This window comes from Mesorhizobium sp. 131-3-5 (assembly GCF_016756575.1).
GTDB classification, from domain to species: domain Bacteria; phylum Pseudomonadota; class Alphaproteobacteria; order Rhizobiales; family Rhizobiaceae; genus Mesorhizobium; species Mesorhizobium jarvisii.
Genome location: NZ_AP023254.1, coordinates 1,208,275 through 1,226,901, shown reverse-complemented (window position 1 = coordinate 1,226,901; position 18,627 = coordinate 1,208,275). Strand labels below are relative to the sequence as shown.

Sequence of the window (18,627 nt, the reverse complement as noted above, 5' to 3'; positions counted from 1 at the left end):
GTCCGGTAGGACAGAGGGGGGTGCCTGGGCGCAACGGTTCACGCTCTAGTGGCAAAATAAAATCAAGGCCTCACCTGTCCCGACCCGCGTACGCGATATTTGAACGAGGTCAGCTGCTCGACACCGACCGGCCCGCGCGCATGCATCTTGCCGGTGGCGATGCCGATCTCGGCGCCCATGCCGAACTCGCCGCCATCGGCGAACTGGGTCGAGGCATTGTGCAGCAGGATCGCCGAATCGATCTCGTTGAAGAACCGTTCCACGGCCTTCGCGTCCTCGGCGATGATCGCCTCTGTGTGATGCGAGGAGAAGGTCTCGATATGCTCGATCGCGCCACCGATGCCGTCGACCAGCTTCACCGCGATGATGGCGTCGAGATATTCGGTCACCCAGTCGGCATCGGTCGCCGGCTTGGCGTCGAAAAACACCTTCAGCACTTCTTGATCGGCATGGATCTCGCAGCCGGCGGCGCGCAGCGCATCGAGGATCGGTGCCAGATGCGTGGACGCCACAACGCGGTCGACCAGCAGCGTTTCGGCGGCGCCGCAGACCCCGGTGCGCCGCATCTTGGCGTTGACGGCGATCCTGACCGCCATGTCGAGATCGGCGGAGCGGTCGATGTAGAGGTGACAGATGCCTTCGAGATGGGCGAAGACCGGCACCCGCGCCTCGCTCTGCACCCGCCCGACCAGGCTTTTGCCGCCGCGCGGGATGATGACGTCGAGCGCACCGCCTAGCCCCTTCAGCATCTCGCCGACAGCGGCGCGGTCGGTGGTCGGCACCAGTTGGATGGCGTCTTCCGGCAGGCCGGCGGCCTTCAGGCCCTCGACCAGGCAGGCATGGATGGCAGCGGACGAATTGAGCGAATCCGAACCGCCGCGCAGGATCACCGGATTGCCGGCCTTGAGGCAGAGCGCACCGGCATCCGCCGTCACGTTCGGGCGGCTCTCATAGATGACGCCGACGACGCCGAGCGGCGTGCGCACGCGCTCGATCCGCAGGCCGTTCGGCCGTTCCCAGGCGGCGATCACGTCACCGACCGGATCCTTGAGTTCGGCGATTTCGCGAATGCCGTCGGCCACCGCGCGGATGCGCGCGGGATTGAGTTTCAGCCGGTCCATGAAGGAGGCGGAAAGCCCTGACTCCTCACCATTCGAGATGTCGATGGCATTGGCGTCGAGAATGTCCTGCTCGCGGGCGACGATCGCGTCCGCCATGGCAAGCAGCGCGGCATTCTTGGCGGCGGTGGTGGCGATGGCCAGCGGTCGGGCGGCGGCACGGGCGCGGCGGCCGATATCGGCCATCAACGCCACGGTGTCATCCCCGGATTTTTCATGCAGCTTCAGCATGGCTCATCCTCCGCTTATGTCGCCTCCCGCGTGACTCACCACGAGATCATCGCGGTGGATCATCGCCGAACGCGCTTCGTAACCGAGCACGGTTTCGATCTCGGCCGTCTTCAGGCCTGCGATCCTTACGGCATCGGCGGCATCATAGGCAACCAGCCCGCGCGCGATCTCGCGGCCCTCTGGCGACAGGATCGCAACCGTATCGCCGCGCGAGAAATTGCCGCTGACCAGTTTGACGCCGGCCGGCAGCAGCGATTTGCCCGATGCGAGCGCACCGACGGCGCCGGCATCGACCGTCAGCCGGCCGGCCGGTTCGAGCTGGCCGGCGATCCAGGTCTTGTAGCCCTTGACCGGATTGGCGCTCGGCCGGAAGAAGGTGGCGCGCTCGCCGCGCTCGATCGCCATCAGCGGCGACAGCCGCGTGCCCGAGGTGATGATCATCGCGGTGCCGGCGGCGGTGGCGATCTTGCCGGCATCGAGCTTGGTGCGCATGCCGCCGCGCGACAGTTCGGAGGCGGCAGCCCCCGCCATCGCCTCGATGTCCGGCGTAATGCGGTCGACCACCGGAATGAACTTGGCTTGCGGATCGCGCGCCGGCGGTGCGGTGTAGAGCCCGTCAATGTCGGAGAGCAGCACCAGAAGGTCGGCGCCCATCATGGTGGCAACGCGCGCGGCCAGCCGGTCATTGTCGCCATAGCGGATTTCGGACGTGGCCACCGTGTCGTTCTCGTTGATGACCGGCACCGCCTTCATCTTGAGCAGCGTCGAGATCGTCGCGCGCGCATTGAGATAGCGGCGGCGCTCCTCGGTGTCGCCAAGGGTCAGAAGAATCTGGCCCGACTTCAGCGCACCCTTGCCGAGCGCATCCGACCAGGCGCCGGCGAGCGCGATCTGCCCGACGGCGGCGGCCGCCTGGCTCTCCTCGAGCTTCAAGGCGCGCTTGCCAAGGCCCAAGATCGTTCGGCCAAGCGCGATGGCGCCAGAGGAGACGACGAGGATTTCGGCGCCGCCCTGGGCAAGCACCGTGATGTCGTCGGCGAGCGAGTCCAGCCAGTCGCGCTTCAGGCCGCTCGCGCGGTCGACGAGCAGCGCCGAGCCGATCTTGACGGTGATGCGCCGGTATTTTTTCAGCGACTGCATGGTCTTACTTTTCCCAGCGCGTCTCGACCATGGGCGCGGCCTCCGCGCGCGCCTCGGCAATCACCGTCATCAGCGCCCGCAGAACGGCCTCGACACCTTCGCCGGTGACGGCGGACAAAAGCATCGGCGCGCGGCCGGCGGCGCGCTTCAGCGAGGCGACCTTCTTCTTGCGCTCATCGGCATCAAGCGTGTCGACCTGGCTGAGCGCCAGGATCTCGACCTTTTCGGTCAGGCCATTGCCATAGGCATCGAGCTCGGCCCGCACGGTCTTGTAGGCCTTGCCCGGGTTTTCCTCCTGCGCCGAAACCAAATGCAGCAGCACGCGCGTGCGCTCGACATGGCCGAGGAAACGGTCGCCGATGCCAACGCCCTCATGCGCGCCCTCGATGAGGCCCGGAATGTCGGCGATGACGAATTCGCGCGCATCGATGCGGGCGACGCCGAGGCCGGGATGCAACGTCGTGAACGGATAATCGGCGATCTTCGGCTTGGCCGCGGTGACGGCGGCGAGAAAAGTCGACTTGCCGGCATTGGGCAGCCCGACCAGCCCGGCATCGGCGATCAGCTTCAACCGCAGCCAGATATTGAGCTCTTCACCGGGAAGGCCGGGATTGGCGCGGCGCGGCGCCTGGTTGGTCGAGGTCTTGAAATGCTGGTTGCCGAAGCCGCCATTGCCGCCCTTGGCGAGCAGGAAGCGCTGGCCGACCACGGTGAGGTCGCAGATCAGCGTCTCATTGTCTTCCTCGAACACCTGCGTTCCCGCCGGCACCTTCAGCGTCACGTCGGCGCCCTTTGCGCCGGTCATGTTGCGGCCCATGCCGTGGACGCCGGTCTTGGCCTTGAAATGCTGCTGGTAGCGATAGTCGATCAGCGTGTTCAGGCCGTCGACCGCTTCCAGCCAGACATCGCCGCCGCGGCCGCCATCGCCGCCGTCCGGCCCGCCGAACTCGATGAATTTCTCGCGCCGGAACGACACCGAACCGGCGCCCCCGTCACCCGAGCGGACATAGACCTTGGCTTGATCGAGAAATTTCATGGGATTGCAGTTTCTTTTATTGGCCTTGCGGCATTGCTCTAAACCTTGGGCCTTGCTCTAAACCAAGGCGCGGTCAAGGGCGAGACCGTTTTGTGACAATGGCCGCTTGGGGTCGGCCGGAGACATGTTGGCATGAAGCTTGTAACCTACAACATCCAGTACGGCATCGGCCTTGATGGGCAATACGATGTCGCGCGCATTGCCGACGCGGTGCGCGGCGCCGATGTGATCGCGCTGCAGGAGGTCACCCGCAACAATCCGAGGAACGGCGGGCGCGACATGGTCGCCGAGATCGGCGAGGCGCTGCCGGACTATTTCGCGGTCTATGGCAGCAATTTCGAGGCCAATATCGGCTCGCGCATCGACAACGGCCGCGCCATCACCACAACCTTCCAGCTCGGCAACATGATGCTGTCGAAGACGCCCATTCATCTGTCGCGCAACCTGCTTTTGCCGCGCAGCCGCAGCTTCGAGATGATGAACTTCCAGCGCGGCGCGCTGGAAGCGCTGATCGAGACGCCGCTTGGCTTTATACGCTTCTATTCCATCCATCTCGATCACCGTAGCCCGGTCGAACGCGCGAGCCAGATCCAGTTCCTGCGCCGGCGCCTTTTGAACTACGCGCTCGAAGGCGGCGCGCTGTCCGGCGTCGCCGAGATCGGACTGCCGGAATTGCCGCACCCCGAGGCCTTTGTCGCCATGGGCGATTTCAACATGCTGGCAGGCTCGCCCGAATATGTCGAACTGGCCGGCCGGCCGGATCACCAGTTCGGTATGCCGCTGACCGCCGACTTCGCCGTCGACGCCGCCGTGCGCCTCAACGTCGCCGGCGACGATCTCGCCAGTTGGGTCGACCCCAAGGACCCGGCGAACACCAGCCGCCACAAGCGCATCGACTACGTCTTCACCAGCGCCTCGCTTGCCAGATCGCTGAAGCGCCTGTGGGTCGACCACAAGGCAACCGGTTCGGACCACCTGCCGGTGTGGGCCGAACTGGGCTGACGCACCTCATCCGGCTGCGTTTTCGCGTTCAACGATCGCCATCATGATCGTATCGCCGTAGTGCCCGTCGATAAGGATAGCGTCGCGCTGCACGCCCTCCCTGACAAACCCCACCTTGTCGTAAAGGGCGATTGCACGGGCATTGTCGGCATGTACGGACAGCTCGACGCGGGCAAAGCCGACCTTGCGTGCCTGCGCCAGGGTGGCATTGATAAGCCGCAGTCCGAGGCCACGCCCGCGATGGGAGGCAACAATCCCCATTCCGAGGCTGCCACGATGCGCATGGATGAGCCGGTCATGGCGTGAGATATCGCACCAGCCGACCACCTCGCCGTGAACAACGGCGACGAAACCTGGATCGCCGGCCACGATACGGTCCAACACGAATCGCCGGGTTTGGTCGAGTGGCGGCGCCTCGAGGAAGGACAGGTACTTCCGCTCACGCGCAACGAGATCGAGCGCGCGATGAAAGCTTTCGATGCGACCCGGCGTTATCGGCGCGATCGCGATCGTTTCAATATCGTTGCTGTCATCGGCCATTGGCTTGCCCGGCGCCATCCATCAAAGCGCCATCCATCAAAAATGCACCCAGTTGCGCAGGCTGATCCACGTCTTCCTGTCGAGCCTGTAGCGCTCGACAGGCACCTGGCCGGCGACGATCGAGTTCAGCATGCCCTGGCCGGCATACTGGAAGCCGCACTTGTGGATCACCCGGCGCGAGGCCGGATTGATGACCCGCGTCGAGGCATGCAGCACCTGGACCGATGTCTTCTGGAAGGCGAGGTCGACCAGCGCGTGGGCGGCTTCCGTCGCATAGCCGCGCTTCCAGTAGGGTTCGCCGATCCAGTAGCCGAGCTCCAGCCCGCGATCGGTGGTGTTGAGCCCCGCGCAGCCGACGAAAGTGTCGGTGCCGGCCAGCGTCAAGGCATAGGCGATGCCAGCGCGGCGCGACCGTGTCATGGCCAGGAAAGCGCGGGCCTCGGCCTCGCCATAGGGGTGCGGCATGCGTGCCAGCATTTCGGCGACATGACGGTTGTCGGCAAGCTCGACCAGTTGCGCGATGTCGCTCTCGCGCGGCGCCCGCATCACCAGCCGCTCGGTGACCAGCACCGGGCAGTCTATCGCGTAACTTTCGTCTTCTGAGTCTTCCGCTTCGGCAACCATTTTAGTCCTCCAGGCAAGAAAAAAGGGGAGATGGAAAACCCATCTCCCCTGATCCTTTTCCTGGCATTGCCAGACACCGGTTCCCGAGATGGGCGCCGGTGTTCTAGTGCGGAACCGGCTACTCCGCGGCTTTGGTAATCGGGTTGACCGATACGTAGGTTCGGCCGTTGGCTTTTTTGTTGAAGGTGACTGCGCCGGATTCGAGCGCAAAAAGCGTATGGTCCGTTCCCATGCCGACATTGACGCCGGGATGCCAGGTGGTGCCGCGTTGACGAATGATGATGTTGCCCGGGATGACGGCTTCGCCGCCGAACTTCTTCACGCCCAGACGCTTGGAATGCGAGTCGCGACCGTTGCGCGACGAGCCGCCAGCTTTCTTGTGTGCCATCTAACTAACTCCGTTGCGCCGCAAGGCGCCTAAAAGGCCTTATGAACGCGTTCGCGTTCCGTTTCAAGTCCGATCCGGCGGATGTTTCGCCGGAAAAATTACTTCTTCGCCAGTTCCTTGGCCTGTTCGCGCCAGTCCTTGATCTGGTCGGCGCTGAACGGCATGTGCTCGTCGATCTTGGCGACATCCTTGTCGGTCAGCTTGGCGAGCTGCGCGAAGGTGATGATGCCCTGCTCGTTGAGATCCTTGGCGGCGACCGGGCCGATGCCCTTGATCACGGTCAGGTCGTCCGGCTCGCCCTTCGGCGCCTTGAACAGCGGCGCGGCGGCGGTCTCGGCCGTCACGTCTGCCTTGGGGGCAGCTTCCTTCTTGGCCTTGGCCTCCTTCGGCGCAGCCTCGGCAGCAACCTCGGCCTTGGCTTCCGCCTTCACGGCGGCCTTCTTGGCGGGCTTCGCGCCACCCAGCAGGATCTCGGAGATCCGCACGGTGGTCAAAAGCTGGCGATGGCCGATCTTGCGGCGCGAATTCTGACGGCGGCGCTTCTTGAAAGCGATGACCGTGCGGTTCTTGCCCTGCTCGACGACTTCGGCGGTGACCAGAGCGCCATCGACGAACGGCGCACCGAACGTCACATTCTCGCCCTCGCCATGCGCGAGCACGTGGCCGATCTCGACGATATCGCCGACATTGGCTTCGACTTTTTCGATCTTCAGGAGATCGTTGGCGGCAACGCGATACTGCTTACCGCCCGTTTTAATGACTGCGAACATTTTTTGCCTTTCGCTGTTCGGTCGGCCTCGATGAACCGCCTGAGGCGGTTCGGCCGTCTTTTTGTCAGTCTGCGGGTTCAAAAAACAAGCGGCGCGGAAGAACCCTCCACGCCGATTGCGCGCTGTCCCTAACCGAAGGTTGCGTGGGAGTCAAGGCAACAGCCGTTGCCGGGGAGGTCAATGGCCGGCAAAGACCAGGCATGTCGACTTGACCGACCGGCGTTGCCTTCACCTGGCGGCGGGTATGCGTGGTTGGCCCGTGAAACCGCGTGGGTTCGACCGCAATGACCTGCCCTGTTTCAGCTGCTTGCCCGGCAGGCCGGATGACAAGCCAAATATCGGTGGATTTGGCCTTGTAACCTGCCCGTTCAGCCGTTATCTAGTGCGCCGCGCCGGCAACGGCCGACCATGACCGCGGAGAGGTGGCAGAGTGGTCGAATGCACCGCACTCGAAATGCGGCATGGGTGCAAGCCCATCGGGGGTTCGAATCCCTCCCTCTCCGCCACTAATGACCAATCGCATCGAGGATCGCGCACTCCGCGAGTGCTGATGACGCGATAAATTCGGCCAGTTGCCTGGGTTCCGTCGTCCGATTAGTCAATGGCGTCCTGTTTCAATTGATCTGTACGCCAAGCCGCTCGTTCTTCCTCCATCGCACCACGGCACGATATTCGACACCATCCGCAGGGACGTACAGGACGAACCGCTCGGGAACAACCACGCCCGGCTCCACCCGTAGCTCCGCACCATGAGCGTGCTGATTTCTGACGGAGCAAGCGATCGTCGTATCCTCCGTGATGATGGTTCCATCCTTTAGAACGGCCGCCCGGGGAAGTGAGCGTCGTTCGATTGGTGGATCATCGGGTTTGCCGCTCACCTTTTCATTCCTCCCGAAATCTTGTGGCGAAACGCATAAACTGGCCGCGACAATCGCGATTCAATTAGCATACACTAAAATAGTTCCGAAACTTTTATTGCGACGCGAGGTCGAGCGGTCGCGACGAAGGTATTTGGTCCACCCGGCAACTGCACGGCGGCGACCTTCCTCGAAAAAGCAGGGGACGAGCTGAGGATGCGTTCTTGCCCGGCATCGAAATGCTGGCGCCCAATAGGCAAAAAGAGCCCGCCCGGAATGGGGACCAAGGGCGGGCCAAGAGGTGGCCAGGGATCATCCCAGCTTAGGTCAACGAGCGGCGGAGGGGTTGGTTGCTTTGCGCAAGCCGTCAAAGCATTCACGCTGGTTTGATTCCTTGTATTTTAGCTAACACGATGCTGGGCCGCTTTCTAACTAAAGTTCCAACACAAATCCCGCCGATCACTCACCGCAGCGGCGGATTGATCTAGCCTTTTGGGCGCAATGTGCGGCAGGCGAACTGAGGGGCAAACGCCCGCCTGACCGTCGATGGCGTCGATCCAGATGTGACGATTGCTGCAGGATCTGGTTAGGGCTTTCAGACCGATCCTTCGGACCGGTGCGCGGCAATCGCCTTCAGAAAAATCTCCCCGAACTCCTTGAGCTTGGCCCCTCCCACGCCGTTGACCTCGGCAAAGGCGTCGAGGTCGCGCGGGCGGCGTTCGGCCATGTCGATCAGCGTGCGGTCGGAAAACACCACATAGGCTGGCACCTGGCGCTCCTTGGCCAGCCGCAGCCGCAGGGATTTGAGCGTCGCCAGCAGCGAAGCATCGACGCCTTCGGCACCCGAACCCTCCGCGGCCCGCATCTTGCGCAAGGCGCGGCTGCGCATCTCGACACGGTAGTGGAACGGGATCTCGCCACGGCCGAGCGCATGGCCTTTCTCGGCGATGGCGAGGCCGCCATGACCGCTCGGATCCGGCTCGAGGAAACCGCCGGCGACGAGCTGCCGGATCAGCGATTGCCAGAGATCCTTCTTGTGCGCCGCGCCGCTGCCGAAGCTGGCAAGCTTCTGGTGACCGCGGGCCACGATCTTCTCGGTCTCATGGCCGAGCAGGATATCGATGACATGGGCGGCGCCGAAGCGCTCGCCGCTCTGCGCGACCGCGGCCAGGATGATGCGTGCTTCCGCGCCGCCATCGGCGCGCGGCACCTGCTCGAGGCAGTTGTCACAATTGCCGCAGGGCTCGGCTTCTTCTCCGAAATAGCCAAGCAGCACCTGGCGGCGGCACTGCGCAGTCTCGCAATAGCCGATCAGGGTGTCGAGCCGGCGATGCGCGCGCTTCTTGTGCTCGACCGCAGCATCCTCGTCGTCGATGAACAGCCGCCGCATGCGGATGTCGCCAAGCCCATACAGCATATGCGCCTCGGCCTTGCGCCCGTCACGGCCGGCACGGCCGATCTCCTGATAATAGGCCTCCAGGCTGCCCGGCATGTCGGTGTGGAAGACATAGGCGACGTCGGGCTTGTCGATGCCCATGCCGAAGGCGATGGTTGCCACCATGACGACGCCGGACAGCGTCATGAAGGCGTTCTGATTGGCCTCGCGCGCGTCCTTGCTCATGCCGGCGTGATAGGCGAGCGCGGTGACGCCGTTCTTCTCGAGGAAGGCCGCCATCTCCTCCGTCTTCTTGCGCGACAGGCAGTAGACGATGCCGCTCTTGCCCGGGTGACGCTCGATGAAACGCAGCAATTGCCGCTTGCTGTCCTGTTTGGATTCGATGGCGAGCTTGATGTTTGGCCGGTCGAAACCCAGCACCAGCGTTTCGACCCGCTCGGCGAACAGCCGTGCCTCGATATCGCTGCGCGTGCTCTCGTCCGCCGTCGCCGTCACCGCGATGATCGGCACGTTGGGGAAGATGTGGCGCAGGCGCGACAAATCCTCATACTCAGGCCGGAACGCCGGACCCCATTGCGAGATGCAATGCGCCTCGTCGATGGCGATCAGGCTGATTTCGAGCCTGGAAAGCGCCTCGAGCATGCGCTCGGTCATCAGCCGTTCCGGCGCCAGATAGAGCAGCCGCGTCTGGCCTGATGCCACGCGTCGCCAGGCGGCGACATTGGCCTCCCGGTCGAGCGAGGAATTGATCGTATCGGCGCCAACGCCCGCCAGCCGCAAGGCCGCGACCTGATCCTGCATCAGCGCCACCAGCGGCGACACGACCAGGGTGAGCCCACCCATGACCAGCGCCGGCACCTGGTAGCAGAGCGATTTGCCCGCACCCGTCGGCATGACGGCCAGCACATGGCGCCCGCCGAGCAGCGCGTCCATGACATCTGCCTGGCCGGGGCGGAAATCGTCGAAGCCGAACACGTCCTTCAGGACGCGCTGCTTGGGATCCTCCGCCCGAACACTCGCTGCCTGTGCCGACATCAGGCGGACACCGGACGGGAAGCGATTTTTCGGGGATGGGAGAGGATGTGGGAATCGATCAAGATGCTCTCCGCGTGACGCTTTGGAGTAGCGCAGCCGCCCTCGGAACACAACCGGAACAGTCATCCCATGTTGACGGCGGACTGATTGGCAGCGGCTGGCGAAGGCACACCTTCCCCTGCGACACCCGCACCCCTGCTGGATTCCTTCACGCGCCAGGATGTAAGCTTGGTCGGACGAGCCAGGGAGGGCGCGATGCTGCAGGTGAGAAAGGATGTCCTGGGCGAACGGTTCCAGCTGCAACGCGCCGCCTTCGAAAAGCAGCCCTTTCCGGATCTAAGCGTTCGGAAAGACCGCCTCAAGCGCCTGTTGGCCCTGACCGAGCGGCATGAGGCCGACATTTGCGCCGCGATCGACGCCGACTTCGGCGGCCGCTCGGCGCATGAGACGCGCCTTGCGGAACTGTTTGTCGTGCGCGCCGGCATCCGCCACACACTGTCTCATCTGAGCGGCTGGATGCGCGAGCGTCGTGTCGCCACCACCTTGCCGTTCCTGCCGGGCCGCAATCGCCTCCTGCCGCAGCCGCTTGGTGTCGTCGGTATCGTCTCGCCGTGGAATTACCCCTTCCAGCTTGCCGTCGCGCCGGTCACGGCAGCGCTCGCCGCCGGCAACCGCGTGCTGGTCAAGCCGTCCGAACTGACGCCGGCCTTCTCGGCGCTGCTCGCCAGACTGGCCGGCGAGCACTTCGCCCCGGACGAGTTGAGCGTCATCACCGGCGATGCCGAGATGGGCAAGGCTTTCGTGTCGAAGCCTTTCGATCACCTGCTGTTCACCGGCTCGACCGCGGTCGGCCGACAGGTCGCGGTCGCCGCCGCCGCCAACCTGACCCCGGTCACGCTCGAACTCGGCGGCAAGTCGCCGGCGATCTTCGATCCCTCCTGCGATCTCGATGCGGCAACGGCCAGCATCGCCTATGGCAAGCTGCTCAATGCCGGGCAGACCTGCATCGCGCCGGACTATCTGCTGGTGCCCAAGGGACAGTCCGGCACGGTCGCCGCCAAGCTCGCTGCGACGGTGGCGCGGCTCTATCCCACCTTGCGCGACAACCCCGACTATACCGCCATCATCAGCGACCGCCATTTTCAACGCCTGCGCGCCATGATCGCGGAAGCCCGCGATGCCGGTGCCGATGTCGTCGAAATCAACCCGGCCGGCGAAGACTTCGGCGCCACGAGCCGCAAGCTTTTGCCGACCCTGGTCAGCAATGCCGGCCCGGATTTGCGGCTGATGCGCGAGGAGATTTTCGGTCCGGTGCTGCCGATCGTCGAATACGCCGCCATCGACGAGGCGATCAGCCATGTGAACCAGGCCGACCGGCCGTTGGCGCTCTACTGGTTCGGCAAGGACAGCACCAACCGCCAGCGCATCCTGCGCGAGACCGCCGCCGGCGGCGTCACCATCAACGACTGCATGCTGCATCTGGTGCAGGAGAACCAGCCTTTCGGCGGCGTCGGCGCCAGCGGCATGGGCGCCTATCACGGCGAATGGGGGTTCCGCACCTTCAGCAAGGAGAAGCCGGTTTTCCTGCAGTCGCGCCTGAGCGCCGGCGCCCTGCTGCGCCCGCCCTACGGCAAGACGTTCGAGCGGCTTTTCGGCCTTCTCCGGCACATCACCTGACCCAGAGCAATTCCAGGAACCGCTCTGGGACAGCCATCGGTTGTACGGCGCATTAAGCTTATCTTCACCACGATGCGGCAGGCTTCACATCCTGCGGTCATGTCTTGAGTACCGCGGCGCCACAAGCGCCCAGGCAACAACCCGCGCCTCTTTTGGGGCGCGGGTCATTCGCCCGCACTCGATCGTCCAGTCTTGGCTAGGCAAATCATCGGCCAAAGCATGATGCCGAAAAGTGTGAAGCGGCTTTGGACGACATCACTAGCTATCTATTTGATTTATAGCAAGAAAATCGGCACGGTGCGGCGTAAAGCTATCGACCAGCCGTCCCGCTTCCAGCGCCTTGACGCCGTGCACCAGGCCGGACGGCACGATGAAGCTGCCGCCGGCTTCAAGGATCGCCGTGCTCCCGTCGATGGTCACCTCGAAACGGCCTTCGGCGACATAGCTTGACTGGACATGCGGGTGCGAATGCAAGGCACCGACGCCGCCCTTGTCGAAGCCGAATTCGACCAGCATCAGCTCATCGGTGGAGAGGAGAACGCGCCGCCTGTTGCCGTCTGGCGTCGGAGTCCAGGCGCCCTCATCGGCATGCGCGAAGATCTTGGGCTTCGTCATCGTCCTCTCCTCATCGCGCCAGCCAGCCGCCATCCACCGGCACCGCCGCGCCGTGCATATAGTCGGAAGCCCGTGCCAGCAGGAAGACGGCGGCATCGCCAATGTCCGACGGCTCGCCCCACCGCCCCGCCGGAATGCGCCCGACAATGGCGGCACTGCGGTCGGGGTCCGCGCGCAGCGCCTGCGTGTTGTTGGTCTCGACATAGCCCGGCGCGATGGCGTTGACGTTGATGCCCTTGGCCGCCCATTCGCAGGCGAGCAGCCGGGTGATGCCGAGCACGCCATGCTTGGAGGCGGTGTAGGAGGCGACGCGGATGCCGCCCTGGAAACTCAGCACCGAAGCGATGTTGACGATCTTGCCCCGGCGACCTTGGGCAAGCGCGCGCCTGGCGAAGGACTGGCAAAGCAGAAAGACCGTCTTCAAATTGACATCCATGACGTCGTCCCAGTCGGTCTCGGTCAGATCGACGGCATCGGCGCGCCGGATGATCCCGGCATTGTTGACCAGCCCGTCGAGCGGCCCGCTTTCGTCCCAGACCCGATCCAGCATCGGACCGGCGGCCGCCGTGTCGGCAAGGTCGGCGCTCACCGCCTCGAACCTGGCACCGATGGCCGCGACCTTGCTCGCCGTATCGTCCATCGACGAACGACCGACGCCGACCACCGCGCCGCCCGCGCGCGCGATCGAGAGGACGATGCCTTGTCCGATGCCGGTGTTGGCGCCGGTGACCAGGATGCGCTTGCCGGCCAGGCTGAAGGCGGAGAGATCGATGCCTGTGCTGTTCATATCAGCCTGTCACGCTGATCCAACCACCGGCGCCGTTGGGATATTGGGCCGCCGCCATCAAAGCCGGTACGCCTTCTTCGCCAGCGTATAGGCCAATTCCCGTGCCAGCTCATGCGCCTCGTCCTCGCGCAGCCGATGCTCGGCGACGAGGCGCGCGAGGAAAGCGCAGTCGACTCGCCGCGCCACGTCGTGGCGGGCCGGGATCGAGGGAAAGGCACGGGTGTCGTCGTTGAAGCCGACAGTGTTGTAGAAGCCGGCCGTTTCCGTCGTCATCTCTCGAAACCGGCGCATGCCTTCCGGACTGTCATGGAACCACCAGGCGGGGCCAAGCTTCAGCGCCGGGTAGACACCGGCCAGCGGCGCCAGCTCGCGCGCGTAACTGCTTTCGTCGAGCGTGAAGAGAATAACCGTCAGGTCACGCTCCAGCCCGACGCAATCGAGCAGCGGCTTCAGCGCCGTCACATAGTCGGTCCGCATCGGGATATCGAAACCCTTGTCGCGGCCGAACCTCTGGAAGACAGAAGGCGAATGATTGCGCCAGGAACCGGGATGGATCTGCAGCACCAGGCCGTCATCCCGGCTCATCTTGGCCATCTCGGTCAGCATCTGGGCGCGGAACAGTTTGCGCTCGCGCTCATCCTCCGAGCCGCGGCGGATGCGGTTGAACAGCTCCTGCGCCGCCGCGTCGGAAAGATTGGCGGTCTCCGCCGTCGGGTGGCCATGATCCGACGAGGTCGCGCCATAATCCTTGAAGAAGGCGCGCCGCTGCCGATGCGCGTCGAGATAGCCGGCCCAGCTGCCGGTGTCGCAGCCGGTGATCTCGCCAAGCCGGTCGAGATTGGCCGAAAAGCCTTCGAAATCGGGGTCGATGACCGCGTCCGGCCGATAGGCGGTGACGACGCGGCCTTCCCAGCCGCTGTCGCGGATCATCTTATGCCATTTGAGATCGTCGAGCGCGCCTTCGGTCGTGGCGATGACCTCGATGTTGAAGCGCTCGAACAGGGCGCGCGGGCGGAAATTCTCCCACTGCAGCACCGTCGCGATCGTGTCGTAGTGGCGGTCGGCCGTCGTGGCATCCAGCGGCTCTTCGATGCCGAACAGATGCGCCAGCACATGGTCGAACCACAGCCGGGTCGGCGTGGCGCGAAACAGGTAATAGTGCTCGGCAAAGCGCCGCCAGATCGTCCTGCCGTCGGTCTCCACCGGCGCGCCATCCAGGCTGGCCACGCCGAGATCCTCCAGCCGCACGCCCTGGCTGAACAGCATGCGGAAGATGTAGTGGTCGGGCACGATGAGCAGTTGCGCTGGATCCGGGAACGGCTCGTTCAGCGCATACCAGCGCGGATCGGTGTGGCCGTGCGGGCTGACGATGGGAAGGTCCTTGATGCCGGCGTAAAGGCCGCGGGCAAGCGAGCGCGAATGCGCTTCGGGCGGAAACAGCAGGTCCGGATCGGTCAGCGCGACCATGGGGAAAGCGGCTCCTCCAGTCTGGATACCGGTACGTTCGGGCCTAGGCGATGTCAATGTGCGTCGGCAAAGCGGCATCCTTGCGGCAGGCTCGAACAGGTGTTACCCCGCCTGTCATCCACAGCCCCCAGCCCCGGTATGCTGATGACCAGAAGCCATCTATCCGACGCCACGCTCCACAAGCTGCCCGCCGGGACCAAAATCCCCGCATATGACCGCGGCCGCGTTGCTCCAGGCATCGTGCATCTCGGCGTCGGCGCCTTCCATCGCGCCCATCAGGCCGCCTATGTCGACGAGTGCATGGCGGCGGGCGAAACGGGCTGGGGCATCGTCGGCGTCTCCTTGCGCAGCCCCGATACGCGCGACGCGCTGTCGCCGCAGGACGGGCTCTACACGCTGGCGATCCGCAGCAGTGGCGAGGAGGAGTTGCGCGTCATCGGCTCTATCCAGTCGATGCTGGTGGCGCCGGAAGATCCGGGCGCTGTGCTGGCCGCGCTGACCGATCCGCGCACCCGCATCGTCACGCTGACCATCACCGAAAAAGCCTATCTCAGGGCCGCGGGCGGCGGATTGGACACCGCCCATCCCGACATCATCCACGATCTGGCCAATCCGCAAATGCCGAGGACGGCGCATGGCTTCCTCGCCGAGGCGCTTACCCGCAGACTGGCCGCCGGCACCCCGCCCTTCACCGTGCTGTGCTGCGACAACCTGCCTGCCAACGGCGCCACGCTGCACCGGCTGCTGACCGAATTCGCTGCGTTGCGCGACGGCAGCCTCTCCGCAGCAGGCGACACCGGAATCGCCGACCATATCGCAAACCAGGTCGCCTTCCCGTCGAGCATGGTCGATCGCATCGTACCGGCAACCACCGACGCCGACCGGACACGCATTGCCGGCGAACTCGGTGTCGACGATGCTTGGCCGGTGATGACCGAGCCATTCCGCCAATGGGTGGTCGAAGACAATTTCTCCGCCGGCAGGCCGGACTGGGAAAAGTTCGGCGTCACCATGGTCGGCGATGTCGGCCCCTTCGAGGACATGAAGCTCAGGCTGCTCAACGGCGCGCATTCAGGCATCGCCTATCTCGGCCTGCTCAGCGGCCATGCCACCGTCGACCGCGCTTTCGCCGATCCGGCGATCCGGCGATTTGTCGACGGGCTCTGGGCCGAGGCCATCCCGACATTGCCTGAAGATGCCGGACTGGATACGGCGACCTACACAGCCGAGCTTGCCGAGCGTTTTTCAAACACCGCGCTCGCCCACCGCACGGCGCAGATCGCCAATGATGGCAGCCAGAAACTGCCGCAGCGCATCATCGCTTCCGCCATCGAGTGCCTCGAAGCCGGCACCGAGTTCGTGCATCTCACGCTGGTGGTGGCGGCCTGGATCGCCGCCTGCGCCGCGCGCGGAAAAACCTTGCCCGAAAACCATTTCACCGATCCGCTCGATGCGGCGCTGACGGCACTTTTGGACCAGCAATTGCCGGCGAACGAAACCGTAACGGCCGTGTTCGACCTGGCCGGCTTTGCCAGGGATCACGCCGAACGCCAGACGTTGATCGAGCTCACGGCGGTGCATCTGGTGCATTTGCGGCGGGACGGTCCGATTCTGGCCTTCGCCGCCTTGGGCATCTAAACGAAAAAAGCGAGGCAAAGCCCCGCTTTTCATCAAGTCATCTGATGCGGATTTCAGGCCGGAAGAATCGCGCCTTCCAGCGTGGTCAGCTGGCTGAGGAACTGCTCGGCCTTGCTGCGCGCCTGGTCGTCCTTGGCGTCGGCTGCATCTTCCTTGGCTTCCTGGATGCGGCGGGCGAGATCGGCCCGGTCGACATCTTTCACCGCGACAGCTGATTCCGCCAGCAGCGTACAGCCGGCTGGGACGATGTCGGCGAAACCGCCGAACACGACATAGCGTTCTTCGCCGCCCGAGGCGGTCTTCACCGTGACGACACCCGGCTTGATCGTGGTCATGACCGGCGCGTGATGCGCCATCACGGTCATCTCGCCTTCGGCGCCCGGAATGACGACGGATTCGACCTGCTCGGAAACCAGCAGGCGTTCCGGCGAGACCAGTTCGAATTTGAAAGCTTCAGCCATTATCGTATCCGTTCAACCCATTCGGGCGGCACCCACGCAAAATGTATGGTTGCCGATTGGCTCAGAGCGTTGGAGATCTCCAACTGACCGAGTTCCTCGTGCCACTCCTCCACAGTCCACTCCCGACCGATGAGGGTGTTTAGCTCTGCGACGTCCTCTTCTGGAAGACCAGAAAGAAACTCATCGCTGAGTCGAAGTAACCGGACCCGATCGCCTTGAGCGTATTCGGGTCCTCCATCTTTCATCAGGCCGCTTCGGCCGCCAGGCGCTGTGCCTTCTCGACCGCTTCCTCGATGCCGCCGACCATGTAGAAGGCAGCTTCCGGAAGGTGATCGTAGTCGCCGTTGCAGAGGCCCTTGAAGCCCTTGATGGTGTCGGCGAGGTCGACGAGCTTGCCCGGCGCGCCGGTGAATACTTCGGCGACGAAGAAAGGCTGCGACAGGAAGCGCTCGATCTTGCGGGCGCGGGCCACGGTCTGCTTGTCCTCTTCCGACAGCTCGTCCATGCCCAGGATGGCGATGATGTCCTGCAGCGACTTGTAGCGCTGGAGGATCGACTGCACCTGGCGGGCAACCGCATAGTGCTCTTCACCGACAACCATCGGGTCGAGCATGCGCGAGGTCGAGTCCAGCGGATCGACCGCCGGATAGATGCCCTTCTCGGCGATGGCGCGGTTCAGCGTCGTCGTGGCGTCAAGGTGGGCGAACGAGGTCGCCGGTGCCGGATCGGTCAAGTCGTCGGCGGGCACGTAGATGGCCTGCACCGAAGTGATCGAGCCCTTGGTGGTGGTGGTGATGCGTTCCTGCAGCGCGCCCATGTCGGTGGCGAGCGTCGGCTGATAGCCCACGGCCGACGGGATACGGCCGAGCAGAGCCGACACTTCCGAACCCGCCTGCGTGAAGCGGAAGATGTTGTCGACGAAGAACAGCACGTCCTGGCCCTGGTCGCGGAAATATTCAGCCACCGTCAGGCCGGTCAGGCCGACACGGGCGCGCGCGCCCGGCGGCTCGTTCATCTGGCCGTACACGAGAGCCGCCTTGGAGCCTTCGCCGCCGCCCTTCTTGTTGACGCCGGATTCGATGAACTCGTGATAGAGATCGTTGCCCTCGCGGGTGCGCTCGCCGACGCCGGCGAACACCGAATAGCCGCCATGCGCCTTGGCGATGTTGTTGATCAGTTCCTGGATCAGCACGGTCTTGCCGACGCCGGCGCCGCCGAACAGGCCGATCTTGCCGCCCTTGGCGTAGGGTGCCAGCAGATCGAGCACCTTGATGCCGGTGATCAGGATCTGCGCTTCCGTCGACTGCTCGACATAGGTCGGAGCCGGCTGGTGGATGGAGCGCATTTCGATCGCGTCGACCGGACCCTCTTCGTCGACCGGCTCGCCGATGACGTTGATGATGCGGCCGAGCATGCCCGGGCCGACCGGCACGGTGATCGGCGCACCGGTGTCACGCACTTCCTGGCCGCGCACCAGACCTTCGGTGGAGTCCATGGCGATGCAGCGAACGGTGTTTTCACCCAGATGCTGGGCAACTTCGAGCACCAGACGATTGCCGACATTGGTCGTCTCGAGCGCGTTCAGGATCGCCGGAAGGTGATCGCCGAACTGCACGTCGACGACGGCGCCGATGACCTGGCGGACCTTGCCGACAACGCCGGTTGCCTTGGCGGCCACGGCCGAAGTCTTGGCCGCCGCGGCCTTGGCCGGCGCTGCCGCCGTCTTTGCCGGAGCTGCCTTCGCGGCGGCTGCCGGAGCCTTGGCCGCCTTTACGGGGGCTGCGGCCTTGGGGGCCGCCGTCTTGGGGGTCGCTGCTTTCGCCATCGTCTTTACCCTTTTTCGTC

17 protein-coding genes and 1 tRNA gene are annotated in these 18,627 nt (G+C 64.4%); 4 read left to right on the top strand and 14 right to left on the bottom strand.

From position 1 onward, the window contains the following. Positions 1–62: 62 nt before the first annotated feature. The 3 genes from JG747_RS05915 to obgE are packed head-to-tail and all read right to left on the bottom strand — an operon-like array spanning position 63 to position 3,525. On the bottom strand, positions 63–1,349 hold the full coding sequence (locus JG747_RS05915) for a glutamate-5-semialdehyde dehydrogenase (protein WP_202361361.1): 1,287 nt from the start codon (positions 1,347–1,349) through the stop codon (positions 63–65). A 3-nt stretch (positions 1,350–1,352) separates the two neighbouring features. After that, positions 1,353–2,489 (bottom strand): glutamate 5-kinase, encoded by a 1,137-nt coding sequence (gene proB, locus JG747_RS05910; protein ID WP_019861826.1) that lies wholly within the window; start codon positions 2,487–2,489, stop codon positions 1,353–1,355. A 4-nt stretch (positions 2,490–2,493) separates the two neighbouring features. Then, on the bottom strand, positions 2,494–3,525 hold the full coding sequence (gene obgE, locus JG747_RS05905; RefSeq protein ID WP_019861827.1) for a GTPase ObgE: 1,032 nt from the start codon (positions 3,523–3,525) through the stop codon (positions 2,494–2,496). Between the two features lie 132 nt (positions 3,526–3,657). Here obgE and JG747_RS05900 point away from each other — a divergent pair, with 132 nt between their 5' ends. Then, positions 3,658–4,527, top strand: coding sequence for an endonuclease/exonuclease/phosphatase family protein (locus JG747_RS05900; RefSeq protein WP_064981303.1), 870 nt, complete (start codon positions 3,658–3,660; stop codon positions 4,525–4,527). Between the two features lie 6 nt (positions 4,528–4,533). Here the strand turns inward: JG747_RS05900 and JG747_RS05895 are convergent, their stop codons facing one another. The 4 genes from JG747_RS05895 to JG747_RS05880 form a co-directional block, all read right to left on the bottom strand. Then, on the bottom strand, positions 4,534–5,067 hold the full coding sequence (locus JG747_RS05895) for a GNAT family N-acetyltransferase (RefSeq protein ID WP_244748339.1): 534 nt from the start codon (positions 5,065–5,067) through the stop codon (positions 4,534–4,536). Between the two features lie 36 nt (positions 5,068–5,103). Continuing rightward, positions 5,104–5,691 carry a GNAT family N-acetyltransferase gene (locus JG747_RS05890; protein WP_019861830.1) on the bottom strand — a complete coding sequence of 196 codons (588 nt, stop codon included), beginning with the start codon at positions 5,689–5,691 and terminating at the stop codon, positions 5,104–5,106. 118 nt (positions 5,692–5,809) lie between these two features. Continuing rightward, positions 5,810–6,079 carry a 50S ribosomal protein L27 gene (gene rpmA / locus JG747_RS05885; RefSeq protein WP_010912120.1) on the bottom strand — a complete coding sequence of 90 codons (270 nt, stop codon included), beginning with the start codon at positions 6,077–6,079 and terminating at the stop codon, positions 5,810–5,812. Between the two features lie 98 nt (positions 6,080–6,177). Beyond that, a complete protein-coding gene (locus tag JG747_RS05880; RefSeq protein WP_010912121.1) occupies positions 6,178–6,849 on the bottom strand; it encodes a 50S ribosomal protein L21 in 672 nt (223 codons plus the stop codon). Positions 6,850–7,265: 416 nt separating this feature from the next. Here JG747_RS05880 and JG747_RS05875 point away from each other — a divergent pair. Beyond that, a tRNA-Ser gene (locus tag JG747_RS05875) sits at positions 7,266–7,355 on the top strand. Positions 7,356–7,463: 108 nt separating this feature from the next. Here JG747_RS05875 and JG747_RS05870 read toward each other — a convergent pair. Both JG747_RS05870 and recQ read right to left on the bottom strand, forming a co-directional pair. Then, complete coding sequence (locus JG747_RS05870; RefSeq protein ID WP_019861831.1) at positions 7,464–7,727, bottom strand: PilZ domain-containing protein; 264 nt, start codon at positions 7,725–7,727, stop codon at positions 7,464–7,466. Positions 7,728–8,301: 574 nt separating this feature from the next. Further along, positions 8,302–10,137, bottom strand: a complete 1,836-nt coding sequence (gene recQ / locus JG747_RS05865) for a DNA helicase RecQ (RefSeq protein ID WP_038650349.1) — start codon at positions 10,135–10,137, stop codon at positions 8,302–8,304. 255 nt (positions 10,138–10,392) lie between these two features. Between recQ and JG747_RS05860 the strand changes: the two genes are divergently transcribed. Then, complete coding sequence (locus tag JG747_RS05860; protein WP_202361359.1) at positions 10,393–11,814, top strand: coniferyl aldehyde dehydrogenase; 1,422 nt, start codon at positions 10,393–10,395, stop codon at positions 11,812–11,814. 258 nt (positions 11,815–12,072) lie between these two features. On the opposite strand, the gene JG747_RS05855 is transcribed toward JG747_RS05860, so the two are convergent. The 3 genes from JG747_RS05855 to uxaC are packed head-to-tail and all read right to left on the bottom strand — an operon-like array spanning position 12,073 to position 14,683. After that, positions 12,073–12,429, bottom strand: a complete 357-nt coding sequence (locus JG747_RS05855) for a cupin domain-containing protein (protein ID WP_202361358.1) — start codon at positions 12,427–12,429, stop codon at positions 12,073–12,075. Between the two features lie 10 nt (positions 12,430–12,439). Further along, the gene (kduD, locus tag JG747_RS05850) at positions 12,440–13,216 is read right to left on the bottom strand and encodes a 2-dehydro-3-deoxy-D-gluconate 5-dehydrogenase KduD (protein WP_202361357.1); all 777 of its coding nucleotides are present in this window, start codon (positions 13,214–13,216) and stop codon (positions 12,440–12,442) included. A 57-nt stretch (positions 13,217–13,273) separates the two neighbouring features. Beyond that, complete coding sequence (uxaC, locus tag JG747_RS05845; RefSeq protein WP_202361356.1) at positions 13,274–14,683, bottom strand: glucuronate isomerase; 1,410 nt, start codon at positions 14,681–14,683, stop codon at positions 13,274–13,276. 138 nt (positions 14,684–14,821) lie between these two features. Here uxaC and JG747_RS05840 point away from each other — a divergent pair, with 138 nt between their 5' ends. Beyond that, positions 14,822–16,321: a mannitol dehydrogenase family protein gene (locus tag JG747_RS05840; protein WP_202361355.1), complete on the top strand. Its 1,500-nt coding sequence runs from the start codon at positions 14,822–14,824 to the stop codon at positions 16,319–16,321. Positions 16,322–16,374: 53 nt separating this feature from the next. Here JG747_RS05840 and JG747_RS05835 read toward each other — a convergent pair whose 3' ends face one another. Together JG747_RS05835 and atpD are read right to left on the bottom strand one after the other, a co-directional pair. Beyond that, positions 16,375–16,782, bottom strand: coding sequence for a F0F1 ATP synthase subunit epsilon (locus JG747_RS05835; protein ID WP_010912151.1), 408 nt, complete (start codon positions 16,780–16,782; stop codon positions 16,375–16,377). 244 nt (positions 16,783–17,026) lie between these two features. After that, positions 17,027–18,607, bottom strand: coding sequence for a F0F1 ATP synthase subunit beta (gene atpD / locus JG747_RS05830; protein ID WP_032932130.1), 1,581 nt, complete (start codon positions 18,605–18,607; stop codon positions 17,027–17,029). Positions 18,608–18,627: the final 20 nt, after the last annotated feature.